General features: G+C 37.9%; 10 protein-coding genes and 1 pseudogene. 3 read left to right on the top strand and 8 right to left on the bottom strand.

The window, feature by feature from the left end:
* Window positions 1-103 precede the first annotated feature (103 nt).
* Window positions 104-391 carry an MbcA/ParS/Xre antitoxin family protein gene (locus tag WDB87_RS03790; RefSeq protein ID WP_337849101.1) on the top strand — a complete coding sequence of 96 codons (288 nt, stop codon included), beginning with the start codon at window positions 104-106 and terminating at the stop codon, window positions 389-391.
* A gap of 531 nt (window positions 392-922) precedes the next feature.
* Here the strand turns inward: WDB87_RS03790 and WDB87_RS03785 are convergent.
* Window positions 923-2,164 carry a hypothetical protein gene (locus tag WDB87_RS03785; protein ID WP_337849100.1) on the bottom strand — a complete coding sequence of 414 codons (1,242 nt, stop codon included), beginning with the start codon at window positions 2,162-2,164 and terminating at the stop codon, window positions 923-925.
* Window positions 2,165-3,220: 1,056 nt separating this feature from the next.
* Between WDB87_RS03785 and WDB87_RS03780 the strand changes: the two genes are divergently transcribed.
* Both WDB87_RS03780 and WDB87_RS03775 read left to right on the top strand, forming a co-directional pair.
* The gene (locus tag WDB87_RS03780; RefSeq protein WP_337849099.1) at window positions 3,221-3,478 is read left to right on the top strand and encodes a hypothetical protein; all 258 of its coding nucleotides are present in this window, start codon (window positions 3,221-3,223) and stop codon (window positions 3,476-3,478) included.
* Window positions 3,444-3,965: a hypothetical protein gene (locus tag WDB87_RS03775; RefSeq protein WP_337849098.1), complete on the top strand. Its 522-nt coding sequence runs from the start codon at window positions 3,444-3,446 to the stop codon at window positions 3,963-3,965. The genes WDB87_RS03780 and WDB87_RS03775 overlap by 35 nt, the downstream gene beginning before the upstream one ends.
* Before the next feature lie 214 nt (window positions 3,966-4,179).
* Here WDB87_RS03775 and WDB87_RS03770 read toward each other — a convergent pair whose 3' ends face one another.
* The 7 genes and pseudogenes from WDB87_RS03770 to WDB87_RS03740 all read right to left on the bottom strand — a co-directional run.
* Window positions 4,180-5,634 (bottom strand): capsule assembly Wzi family protein, encoded by a 1,455-nt coding sequence (locus tag WDB87_RS03770; RefSeq protein WP_337849097.1) that lies wholly within the window; start codon window positions 5,632-5,634, stop codon window positions 4,180-4,182.
* 282 nt (window positions 5,635-5,916) lie between these two features.
* Entirely contained in the window at window positions 5,917-6,837 is a 921-nt protein-coding gene (gene galU / locus WDB87_RS03765; RefSeq protein WP_337849096.1) for a UTP--glucose-1-phosphate uridylyltransferase GalU, read from the bottom strand.
* Between the two features lie 638 nt (window positions 6,838-7,475).
* Window positions 7,476-8,432 (bottom strand): DHHA1 domain-containing protein, encoded by a 957-nt coding sequence (locus tag WDB87_RS03760; RefSeq protein WP_337849095.1) that lies wholly within the window; start codon window positions 8,430-8,432, stop codon window positions 7,476-7,478.
* A gap of 56 nt (window positions 8,433-8,488) precedes the next feature.
* Window positions 8,489-9,100, bottom strand: a complete 612-nt coding sequence (gene cysC, locus WDB87_RS03755; protein ID WP_337849094.1) for an adenylyl-sulfate kinase — start codon at window positions 9,098-9,100, stop codon at window positions 8,489-8,491.
* Between the two features lie 214 nt (window positions 9,101-9,314).
* Window positions 9,315-11,042 (bottom strand): SLC13 family permease, encoded by a 1,728-nt coding sequence (locus tag WDB87_RS03750; protein WP_337849093.1) that lies wholly within the window; start codon window positions 11,040-11,042, stop codon window positions 9,315-9,317.
* 74 nt (window positions 11,043-11,116) lie between these two features.
* Window positions 11,117-12,415 carry an oligosaccharide flippase family protein gene (locus WDB87_RS03745; RefSeq protein ID WP_337849092.1) on the bottom strand — a complete coding sequence of 433 codons (1,299 nt, stop codon included), beginning with the start codon at window positions 12,413-12,415 and terminating at the stop codon, window positions 11,117-11,119.
* A 124-nt stretch (window positions 12,416-12,539) separates the two neighbouring features.
* Window positions 12,540-12,758 (bottom strand): annotated as a pseudogene (locus WDB87_RS03740) (3-deoxy-8-phosphooctulonate synthase); the annotation flags it as partial.

Below are 12,758 nucleotides of genomic sequence, written 5' to 3'. Positions count from 1 at the left end.
TCACCAGTAAGGTATGAAAACTCTTTAAGAAAAGTGTCCGGCTGGAGTTGACCAGAACAGTTAAACAACTATTTTAAAATCAGAACATCGTTGCTTTAATGCAATGGAAACTGAGTACTTTAAAAAAATGCTGAGCACAAGTGAGCGTACTTTGTTACGAAACAAAGATAAGCACTTAAATAAACAGATCAGTGAGAATGCGATTAAAGTGGCACGGTTATCCAACTTTGGGACTGCGTATTTCAGTAGTATCGATAATTGGAATACTTGGTTATATACACCCAATATTCAATTTGATAATCAACCTGCACAAGCAATAATGCGCAGTATCCGTGGCCGTGAATTAATTCGCAGAGTCATTAGCCGGCTTGAGCATGGATTTACAACATAATAGTTTCTTTCGGCTGGCCCCTAAGTAATAAAACTACCTTTGTGAATGTTTTTCAGTGTTGAAAAGGATAGTGCTCAACCCGTTGCCTTATTGATTATACCGTCTTTACACAATAATCGGGTATGCTTAAAAAGCTTCGGTTTGTCATTAAAGCCGCATATTTTCATATCTAAAGCTATCTTCTCATCTGTTTTAATCACGTAACTGCTTTATGTGGGGCATAAAAAATAGCACTGTAATTAAGTATATTTATCACCTCTTACTAAGCCTAGAAATATTATGCAGGGTTTCTCAGTTAAGATTTCTTCCAGCAAATTTTAAAGAGACGAACATTATTAATAGCAGTGAGACAATAGCTGGAGCGTTAACTATCAAATCTAATTACTAAGTAAACGGATTATTATGCTTTGCAAACGAAGGCATTTGCTAAATAGCCCTATGAAAATAACGAGGGTTATAGTCATAGGGCGTTAGCATTAAAACTGCTTTCTAAAAATGATTATAAATAGCCAGTTTTAAGAATTTACTTTTTTACTCAAGAATTTCAATTTCCACTGCGGTGTCGCTAAAACCACCAATGGTTTGTGCCCCTGCGATTCGCATATCAAGTTCAAGCGTTTGATTACCTGCAGTAAAATTAGACAGAACAAGCTCTATTGAAACAGTTCCAGCCGACAATGGAACAAAATCATGAATTTGGCTCCCTGGGGTTATATCTACATTAAAGTCAGTGTCTTTTACTTTTAGGTTAAAGTTTAAATTAGATAAAATTTCAACTCCCGAAGTACTGCTATCGACAAGAGAGAATGAGTTTACGACAAATTCAAGCTCAGCATCATACTTAACACTCAGTGGCTTTCTATCGACCCAATTAAAAGTGAAGTCATTATCATAATAAGTAAATAAGTTATGTTCACCTAGCTCATGCGCTTCTTTTTGAGCTGCGACCTCTTCTGCAGTTACTCCTACAGGATTGAGCATCATGAAATTATTTGCTAGGCCACCGCGACTTATCGAAAACTGTCGACTTGTTTCAAGTTCAGCAAAGCTAGTACTGACTGCAATATGCTCATAATACTCACCTACTGCAAGCTGTTGCTCGAACTTGTGTTCACTATCAAGTGTAATATCATCTTTTGACTCTTGAACATACTCGCCATCATCATTACGTTTATAACGCGTCACTGTAATTTTTGAGGCAATCACCGTATTTTCATCTTGCTCACCCGTTGATGAAAGATTTGCATCATTAAGTGGGTTGAAATATATTCTACTTGTACCTAGTTGTGATTGGACAGGCTGTTCATCAAACGTAATCACAGCTGAAGTATCGTCAATATCATAAGTGCCATTAGCATCAGTAATAGCCACTAATTCAATACTAATTTCACCCGCTGTCTGTGAGGTTACATTCAGCTTAAAAGTCTTAGCGCTATCAAACGTTATTTCACCGCTTTCAGGTATCGTCAAAAAGCTATCTGACAAAACAATGTCTGCTTGGGCGCCATTTAATTGAAATTTAGCCCCCGTAATCTCTGCATCCACTTCTACAGTGATTATATTTTCACATTTTACTGTTGCTGTGCAGCTGAGCTCACTATCTACTGTAAAGCTAACAACCTTTGGAGCTTCTGTGGTTACACTTCCTGTCGTGCCTCCACCTCCTGATGATGTATTAGTACTCTCAGATGAACCTGACCCCCCACCTCCTCCACATGCAGTGAGAAGTAAAGTTAAAATGAAAACCCATACATAATTAACATTCCGTTTCATATTATTCCTTATTTTTACTTATTCAACCTTACTGTTTTTAATGTCACATTAAGCGTTACACTCAGTATGTTCCTACTGTGTTATTTAAATTTCTGCGCTACAAACACAAAAAGACACAGGTGTTAAAATTTAGTTAATTTTCATTTCCATGTCTATAAATTTATGTGTTTTATTTCGAAATGAATGCTTTAGATACTAATAGCAAGCCAAAACCTACGATATAAGATTAGAAATAAATTACACCTTAGCATTGAGCATATTAGGCGCTAGTCTACACAACTATCCTGACACAGGCGGATAACCCCTACAGAAATAGCAAAGTCCCCCATTGAATTAAGGTTGTTTTTTAAAAGTTAAATTTTAGAGGGTACTAAATAGGGTGATCCATTTTTTTTTGAAACTCGTCAAAAAAACTATTAATTTGTGAAAAACCTAAAATTTGAAGTCGTTTAGATGGGGGATATTCATTTTTGAGACTATCTTAAATTTATTGGTAAAGCTCAGAGCTTAAAATAGCGAAAATTCTTAGCTGAACAGGCTGTTCATTTTCAGATTCATATTTCCGTTAAGCAACTATTTTAATACACCAAAAGAGCTATATTAGCGTACTGCACTATACACTTTCGTTAGCTGAACTCGCCTACTTTGAATAAATACTTGGCCAATCACTCTCCTTTCCTACATCTACCTTAAAATGCGTAATTAGCATTATTTATCGCCTAAAAATCCACCTAAAACATAACATCAATTAAAAAACATAAAAACACTCTTTTTGTTAGAAAAAATAAACTTTTAAACCATTGAAATTAAACAACATTCATACATTAGAAGATTACAACATGCTTTTTAGGGTTCTCTAATTTTTTTATATATCAAAAATAATGTTTACGATTCGACTTGCACCTATAGAGCTAGTTATTCACTTGCCGTGCTTATAAGAAAGTAACTTTTGTTGCTTGTACTTATGTAGGCCTTATTAACACGACTAATTTACTGCGGTATCGAAATGAGCCCTTTACGCTCTTTTGATGGTTAAAACGTATAGAGAAGCTAATTATGAAATACAAACAAAAATCGATACCACTTTTAGAGGCTGAGCTAAAACCTCATCCGCTATTAATTCAACTTACAAAAAATGATGTGATTCAGTTAAAGGCTAACCAAAGTATCGATGACTTACCTATAGAAGTAGTACGGTCATTATTAGACTTGCACCCATTAGCCGTGATTATTGATACTGACGATAATAGCTATTTAACACTTACAACAAGCAGCATACTTGAACGCTTTAAAGCACATCAGTTCGGCAAGTGATATTCCTGATTTTATTAAAATATCTGGCGCGAGTCCCTGCGAAAAGCACTCTTTTCGTACTTTTTATGATGGTACAGTATCGTGGGCTGAATATGCGAAACCCTATAAATGCAAAAATCGTATTGTGTATTTATGGCAACCTATGCCGACCTATTTAAATGTATTTTTTCAGAAATTTATTAGCGATCAAACTTACGGTACGCCTTTTTTAAATCTCAAAAATACAGCACATTTATTCGAGCTAATGAAGGCAGTATATCCCACACTAAAAAAAGCGGGTTTAGCACGAAGACGCCCTTACGAAACACGCCACACTGCAGCTGTGCTACATATTGCCGCGCACGAAAATCCGCTATATATCTCACACATGCTTGGGCACAGTGTTACGCGTTTATTATTCGAGGTTTATGCGCCGTATGTAGCTAATGCATCTAGGCAGGATGGGTTCGCGTTTAATGAAATGATGATTGAGCGAGGAATTGCTTAAGTGTAAAACGTGTCAATTACTAACTGAAGTCTTTGGGCTAAATAGAGCTGTAAATAAAAACATTGGTAGCTGTTAAAATACTAGTTTTAAAATAGCCCTATGAAAATAAATAGGGCTATTAAGGTGAGGATTGAGTAATAAAACTGCTTATCTAAAAAATGGATATGTTCAGTTACAGGGTCACCCTGCGGTTGACTGCTTTATACTTTTTCAATCACCAACCATAAAATGCACCTAACTTAATAAAATTATCGTCAAATACTGTTTTACCAGTATAGAGCTCTAAGCCCCAATAGCCCTCTTGTAACTGTTGTGTGTAACGCGTTTCAAGTTCTACTCCTATCGTATAATAAGATAAAGGTAAACGGCCTGAGCCATTACCATCTTGACTTTCCAAACCATTTTCTATTCGTCGAATAGTAGTATCAATATTTTGTGTAGAACTATATTGCCATACCCAGTTAATAGATTGACTCTCAGCCGCCGGCTGATGGTTTTCGCCGCGTTCATTACCTGCCCAATGCCCTAAAACTTGGCCACTAATTGTATTACCTAAAGAGTATAAATGAGCTATATACCACCCCTCTTGCCAGCGGCTATTCTCAAACCTTAAACTATGATCTTCGTTTAAATATGGTAAAAACAGTCCAAAGTTATATGCATTATTCTTCTTACCACCGCCAAGCGTATCTTCAAAGCCAATATCACCATAAAAACTAAAAGGCACATTAAACCAAGTCGCTTTATAATCAAAGCTAACAGATGCGAGTTGGTCGCCTACTTCATAATTAGGCCCAAACTCTTCAAACTCCTCACCGTTAACGTTATCGTTATTGCCTGGTAAAAAAAATGCTTCAGCAAAGTCACTAATACCAACTGAGCGATCTCCGCCTCCAAACTGTAATAAACGGTTAGCACTTAAGGTTAAATCTTCAAAGGGAGAAAAGCTCAAATGAACACCAGCTAAGTGCGGCTTGCCTGGTACTGTTTTGCCTACTTCTTTACCCGAATTAATTGCTGGATCGGTTTTCATTTTCATATAAAACAAATCATAACGTATATCAAAGTCGGTAATAGGCTCCACATTGCTAATACCAATAGAAGGGAGGGATTTGGCATTTGTACTCAGTATCATTGCACTATCGTACATAGGTGAATACCAACGCTCCCTATAACCGATATCTACTTGTGCGTAACTATTACCAAAATATACAAAGCTTTGGGTGGGTAATAAATTATCTTCATTGGCAATACCCGCGATACTCACACCAAAGTGGTTACCAAAATTAGCAAACGCTCCGGCTTCTAGCTTTAAATAAGTATCTACTTTTTGGCCACGCTGATTAGGAATAGACTTAGGTTCGTTGCCGTACGCAACTGTTGCTTTAGCATAGGTTACCGCATCCGTTTGTTTGTATAGAGCAAGTTCATTAAATAACTTTTGGTATAGTTGCGGGTAGCTATGTTCTATCGATTTTAATACTTTTAATACTTCACTTGTTTTATAAGGCTTAGCCATCATATGCGTGTTATCACCCACTACAAGAAGCTTTTCAACTAATTGTTCTAATTGAGGGTTTTGCTTTAATGGCAAATAAGCCGAAACACCGTTAGCTGATACCTGAGAACTAAAGATAACTCCTATTAAAAGCGGTAATTTTTTTATCATTTTTTTTCCATTTAATTTATGTTCTAGGTTATGTTTACATGATAAAAAAACGATAACGAGTAAACAACTAGGATCTGTTTAAATTTAGAATTATATATCCCTATGCAGTACTTTAAGTGACATAAATGCAATACATAACGTTGATTAATTGCTTTTCCGTGTCCTCTGTGGTTAATTAATCTTTCTCTACTAAAGCCTTAAAATAAATATCAGCTATAAACAAAAAAACCGTGTTTGGCTCAAACACGGTTTTAGTAAATTAATCAAATTAAAACTTTGTAATTACAGGTTTACAACATTATTTGATTGCGCAGTAGGATCATCGCTAACCAACGATGTTAAGTATTGCCCAAAGTCGTCGCCAAGCTTAGCATCACGCATACCGTATTCAACAATCGCTTTTAAGTAGCCTAGCTTATCGCCACAGTCGTGCGAGCGGCCACTCATATGAAATGCTTCAACTGTTTCTTGCTTCATTAGCTCATCGATTGAATCAGTTAACTGTATTTCGCCACCAGCGCCTACAGGGGTTTTAGCAAGTAACGGCCAAATATTTTTACTTAATACATAACGGCCAACAACTGCAAGGTTTGAAGGTGCTTTATCAGCCTCTGGCTTTTCAACCATGGTTTTAATTGCTGTACTGTTACCTGGCGTTAACTGCACACCGTTTATATCAGCAATACCGTATTTGCTTACATCTTCTTGTGCTACTGGCTCAAGCATAATTTGGCTTGCTTTAGTTTCATTAAAGCGTTTGATCATAGCCGCTAGGTTTTCAGTTTTTTGATCTGCAGTATAAGCGTCAAGTATTACATCTGGCAGCAGTACAATAAAATCATCGTCACCCACAATTGGTTTAGCACACAAAATAGCGTGCCCTAGGCCTTTAGCCTCACCTTGGCGTACACTCATTATAGTTACATCTGTAGGGCAAATTGAGCGCACTTCCTCAAGCAGAGTACGTTTAACACGTTTTTCAAGCGTAGCTTCAAGCTCGTAGCTCGTGTCAAAGTGGTTCTCAATTGCATTTTTTGAGCTATGTGTAACTAAAACGACCTCTTTAATACCCGCAGCAATACATTCAGCTACTATGTATTGGATTAATGGTTTATCTACAATAGGTAGCATTTCTTTAGGGATCGCTTTGGTCATAGGTAACATACGTGTGCCAAGGCCGGCAACAGGGATAACAGCTTTCATGGGTAGTCCTTTATTTAAATAATAATGTTTAAGTTGATCTTAACTTATCAACTTTAAAGTAGATATAACCTGAATAAATTTAATAACGTGCTTTATTATACGGTATATAAGTTTAGGATTTTGTAAATCAAAAATAATGCTTACTTCGGCCAGCAAGTGCCCGCCAATAAACTTCGCTACAGCGCTTATTTTGGTTGTAGACGTAGAGCTTGCTCACGTTAGAAGCGCAGCTTCTCATGGCTTTAAAATGTAATAATCACTGTAAAAGCGCTGCTTTTAAACGCCAGCAAGCAAGGCGCCTACAACACCGTAATCTTAATCGTAGGCGTGAAGCTTGCTCACGCAAAAAATATCTATATTTTAACCAACGCGCCAGCAAGCAAGGCGCCTACAACACCGTAATCTTAAGGTAGGCGTGAAGCTTGCTCACGCAAAAAATATCTATATTTTAACCAACGCGCCAGCAAGCAAGGCGCCTACAACACCGTAATCTTAATCGTAGGCGTGAAGCTTGCTCACGCAAAAAATATCTATATTTTAACCAACGCGCCAGCAAGCAAGGCGCCTACAACACCGTAATCTTAATCGTAGGCGTGAAGCTTGCTCACGCAATTTTTATAGTTCTGCTCTTGTCCTAGCTATTTGTAATACTCTACTAGCTCGTTAATAAAGCGAGCAACTTGCGCTTGAGGTAACTCATTAATGCCAGCCGCAGCCGCACGACCACCACCTGTTGCAAATTTACTGCAAATATCAACAGCACCTTGCTTATTTATAAGAGGAGATCTAACGCTCACTAAGTAACTGCCTTTGTTATTAAACGTAAATACTGCATGGGCTTTATCTGGTGACTGATTAGCAAGGTCGTTACCTAAAACGCCGCTTACTCGACGAGCCCAAGCAGCATCCTCTAATAAAATAACTTTAGCGGTATCACAATCATGTAAAACCTCAGCTTTAGCCGCTTTTTGCATATCGGCTTTATAAGCACGTTCAAGAATATAAAAAACCGAATTCTTATCGTTAATAGCATCAAAAGGCGATTTATACTGTAAAAGTAGCTCAAACAAATCTTCTGGTGCAAAGTGCAAATCAGCCACTTCACTTCCGTAGCCGTTATAATTTATGTAAGTACCAAATGCTTTTAACTGTGACTTTTGTAGGTCAGTTAAAGCTAACTTATCAGCCTCGCTATCAGCCTTAGCAAATAAATTATCACCATAGGCGGCTGTAATAGCCCATAAATGAAATTGCTTATCAATTAAATTACTTACTATTAGGCTGGTACACATATTTGCATCTAAATCTATATGCGCAAATAAATTAGCATGATTAGGTATATCACCCGCTTTATGGTGATCTACATACATAACACGTGCACCAACACACAAAGCATCGTGAAGGGCAGGCATGTTTTTATCCATTGAAATATCCAACACCCTAATGCAATCGCCCTTTTGTGGCGTAATTCTTTGCATTAGCTGAATATCACGTTTAACGCCAGTTACTTTAATTGTATCTGTTGGATTAGCTAACTGAAGCTGTAATAAGGCAATAATCCCATCGGCATCACCGTTAAAAATGTCGTATTTCATAATATTCTCAAATACAAAAACACATAAAGTAAATGCCTAGCCAGGTAAACTAATCCTTAAACTTTAACATCTACAACTTTATGTTTTATTAAATAATCTACAATTTGCTCTGCACATTGCTCAATAGTTTGTTCAGCCGTTTTTACATGTATTTCTGGAGCCAAAGGTACATCAAACGATGAGCTAATACCTGTAAAATTAGGTATTTCGCCCGCACGCGCTTTTTTGTACAAGCCCTTTGGATCGCGGCTCTCACACACAGCTAAAGGTGTATCAATAAACACCTCTACAAATTCGCCCTCGTTCATAATACTGCGCGCTTGAGCGCGGTCAGCTTTAAATGGCGAAATAAACGCTGTAGATACAATAAGGCCTGCATCTACAAATAATTTAGCAACTTCACTAATACGACGAATATTTTCGACACGGTCTTCGTCACTAAAGGTTAAGCCCTTATTTAGACCCATACGAACGTTATCGCCATCAAGTAAATAGGTATGGCAGCCTAATGAAAATAACTTTGCTTCTACTGCATTTGCTACAGTAGATTTACCTGAACCACTTAAGCCAGTATACCAAAGTAACACAGGCTTATGACCTTTATGTTGTTGTTTTTGCTCTCGCGACACGGTTTGAGCATGCCATACAATGTTTTCATCTTGGCTCATTAACGCACCTTTGTTTTTAATTATTTAAAGTAAAAGCGCTGCTTTTAAACGCCAGCAAGCTGTGCGTCTACAACACCATATTATCCAGCGTGAAGCTTGCTCACGCACTAAGTTGAAACTTTTATACTTTTATACCAATGCGACAGCAAGCTGCGCGTACACACCACAACTTTTAATGTAGGATAAGCCCTAAAACGGAGTTTTTCAGCTAACACTAAAATGGAAAAAAAACAGGCACTAGCACTAAAACAACAATACTGTAAGTAATGGAAATGGGTAAACCAAATTTAATAAAGTCAGCTAACTTATAATTTCCTGCGTTGTAAACCATTAAGTTTGTCTGATAGCCATAAGGGCTGATAAAACTACCGCTTGCAGCAAAAGCCACAGCAAGCACAAAAGGCAAGTAGCTAACCCCTAAGCCCTGCGCAATACTAAATGCAATGGGAAACACTAAAGCTGCGGCCGCATTATTAGTTATTACTTCGGTTAATAACAAAGTCATGAAAAACACTGCTATAAACGCTATATAAACACTTTGCCCCACCAATAAGCACTCAACCTTATTTGCAATAAGAGCAGAAACACCAGTATTATCAAGCGCCGTTGCAAGCGACAATGCACTTACCACAATTAACCATAACTCAAGCGGAAAGCGGCGTTTAATTTCGTTGAGTGACAAACAGTTACTTGCAACCAACAACGCTAAATAAAATACAAAGCATTTCAATAAGCTAATATCAAACACTAAAGAGCTAACAATAGCGCCTAAAAAACCCCACAAAACAATTCGCTCTTTAAAACCACTCAGCATATTTTCGGCTTTTACACCGCTGAGTATAAAAAAGTTTTTAGTTAAATTTGTACGTTTAGCAAAGTCTGGCCCTACGGCAAGCACTAAAAAGTCGCCACTTTGAATGGTTATGTCGCCCAATTTTCCAGAAAGCTTTTCGCCTTCACGCCTTACGGCAACCACAGCAGCATCAAAACGCGCTCTAAAACCAGCTGTTTTCAGTGTTTTACCAACCACAGCAGCAGCAGGCTTTATCACCACCTCGGTTAAATTATCGTGTAATAACCCATCTTGTTCGGCAAATAAGGTTAAGCCTTCAAACTGCTGTAAAACCAAAACCTTGGTCACATCACCAGAGAATATAAGCCTATCTCCCTCGCGAATCATCTGGCTTGGTGTAACTGGCGATATAAGGCGATTGTCTCGGACTATTTCAACCAAAAAAAGTGACTCTAAATTACGTAAACCATTTTGCTCTACCGTTTTTCCAACCAAGGAAGAACCCGCACTAACTTTAGCGTCTACAAAATAATCACTAATTACAGTATCGTTGCTTAAAGAACCTTTTAAACCATTTACGGTAAATGCCATAACAATAAAACATAAAACAACAGCGGCTAATCCAATAGGTAAAAAATCAAAAAAAGCAAAGCCCGCTTCACCACGCTCAATCAGCATTGAGTTAACAATTAAATTTGTAGAAGTACCAATAAGGGTTAGCGTGCCACCTAAAATAGCAGCATACGAAAGAGGGAGTAATAATTTTGTAGCGGGGATTAACTTATTATTTTTAACGGGGCTTATCAGGGTAGCTACAACAGCTGTATTGTTTAAAAAAGCCGATGCCACAACAGTCGAAAGTAATGTTTTTAGGTACGATTTCAGTACAGAACTGTTAAATAAAACTGCTGCTATTTTACGTAACAGGCTTGTTCGCTCAAACGAAAAAGCACAAATAACTAGCAATAATAGCGTTACTAGACCGGGGTTAACCGCATTTTTTAAAAGTTGTTCTGTAGATATAAGCGAAAAAGCAAAACATGTTAAGCTAGCTGCAGCAAATACTCGCTCAGGCACTTTTTGAAACTTAACCAAACCAACAATGGTCGTAAAAAAAATACCCACTATCAACCATTGTTCTAAACCCACTTACTCTTCCTTAAATTCACAAACCCGCAGCTTGTAGCTCGTAGCTCGTAGCTCGTAGCTCGTAGCTCGCCAAATCATATCTTCTGCCAAAACTTTAATGTGTTAAAGCCTAGGCGCTTTTTAACAAAATAAACAGCTAGTAAGTTTTGTAAGCTAATAAAAAAGGCGGTAGCAGCCGCAGCCCCTATTACGCCATATAAACTTGTAAATAGTGGCACACTTACAAGCACCCCACAGCCACTAATAATAGTGACTAACCGCATGTCACGCTCGTTACCTGTCATTTGTAGTAAAAAGCCCACAGAACCAGTAATAACATTAACAGCCTGACCTATTACTAATATCTGTAGTATTAATGCGCCTTGCTTAAATTGCTCACCAAACAACCCCATTAAAAACTCAGGTAGTAATAACATAAATAAAACAATCGGCAACGCACTTAGTGTTAATAAACGTACGCTAAATAATGCAGTTTTACGTATGCCATCCATATTATCTGCCGCTTTAAATGCCGCAAATTTAGGTGCAACCACTAAATTAACAGCCATTAAAATAAAGCTTGTCAGCAACGCAATACGTTGCGCCACACTAAAGTAGGCGACTTGCTCAGCAACCAAGTACACACCAATAATAATTGGCGCACTCCATTGAACTGCTTGGCTCATTAAAATAATTACCCAATTAGGGCGAGCGCTTTGCCAAAGCTCATTTGCATTAACAGTATTACCTCTGTTATTTAAACTTTTTAAAGCAATCCAGTAAAAAAAGCTTGCTGTAACACCTAAACTCAAACTTAAATATAAAGCGGTGGTGTTTGCTGTTGAGGTATTAAGTATTAAAACAGCAGCGCCGCACAGTAAAAAGTGGGCAATGTTTTGGCACGGAATACTTGCAATTAAGTTATGTCTACCTTGCAAGCTCATTGCAATAATTGCTACAGCACTTAAACCAACAATAGCAGGAGCAATAAACGCAAGGCTATTAGCCATTTGCGGCTTGCTAAATAACTCAGTAGCAATAAACGGTGCCAGTAAATAAAGCAAAACAGCTATAACCAAAGCAACAGGTAAGCTATATTTTAAAGCAAAATTGAGGATACTTTTTACCGTTACGCCATTGTTTGCATTAGCCCCAGTAAAGCGTAGCACCGTATTATCAAAGCCAAGTTTTGCCGCAGCCGAAAGCAGCATGGCAATAGCCAAGCTTAAAAAAAAGTAACCGGCTTGCTCTGCGCCTAACTGCCTAGCAATAATTAGGTTAAAAATAAAGGCCATACCCGCACCAAGCACGCGTATAGCAAGTGCAATCCCTGCGTTTATTGCCGTATGGCGGTGTTCTGGGTCGCTTAGTACAGATTTTAGTTTATTTATCAAAGGTGAACTCAAATTTCTTTGGCTATCAGCTATCAGCTATCAGCTATCAGCTATCAGCTATCAGCTATCAGCTATCAGCTATCAGCAGGCTGCAACAACGCGGCACTACAATCAAACAATAAAATTATAAATTATTTGCACTTGTATCTAATGGCGCAAAGCTTTTAATTAAATCATCTACCGCTTTCATTTGCGATAAGTACCCTTCAAGCTTGCTAAGTGCCAAAGCACATGGACCATCACACTTAGCTTCATTAGGGTTAGGGTGCGCTTCAATAAATAGGCCCGCAATACCCAGTGCCATGCCGCTGCGAGCAAGCTCGGCAGCTTGTGCACGGCGTCC

The sequence above is a fragment of the Pseudoalteromonas sp. C12FD-1 genome (assembly GCF_037414265.1).
Taxonomy (GTDB): Bacteria; Pseudomonadota; Gammaproteobacteria; order Enterobacterales; family Alteromonadaceae; genus Pseudoalteromonas.
Note: the sequence above shows the minus strand (reverse complement) of the source record. Positions and strands in the feature narration are given on the sequence as shown.

What these genes read in the sequence shown, in the direction of transcription:
- galU (WP_337849096.1), bottom strand. Translation starts at nt 6,837, where the DNA reads ATGAAAGCTGTTATCCCTGTTGCCGGCCTTGGCACACGTATGTTACCT.
- WDB87_RS03770 (WP_337849097.1), bottom strand. Translation starts at nt 5,634, where the DNA reads ATGATAAAAAAATTACCGCTTTTAATAGGAGTTATCTTTAGTTCTCAG.
- WDB87_RS03790 (WP_337849101.1), top strand. Translation starts at nt 104, where the DNA reads ATGGAAACTGAGTACTTTAAAAAAATGCTGAGCACAAGTGAGCGTACT.
- WDB87_RS03785 (WP_337849100.1), bottom strand. Translation starts at nt 2,164, where the DNA reads ATGAAACGGAATGTTAATTATGTATGGGTTTTCATTTTAACTTTACTT.
- WDB87_RS03780 (WP_337849099.1), top strand. Translation starts at nt 3,221, where the DNA reads ATGAAATACAAACAAAAATCGATACCACTTTTAGAGGCTGAGCTAAAA.
- cysC (WP_337849094.1), bottom strand. Translation starts at nt 9,100, where the DNA reads ATGAGCCAAGATGAAAACATTGTATGGCATGCTCAAACCGTGTCGCGA.
- WDB87_RS03760 (WP_337849095.1), bottom strand. Translation starts at nt 8,432, where the DNA reads ATGAAATACGACATTTTTAACGGTGATGCCGATGGGATTATTGCCTTA.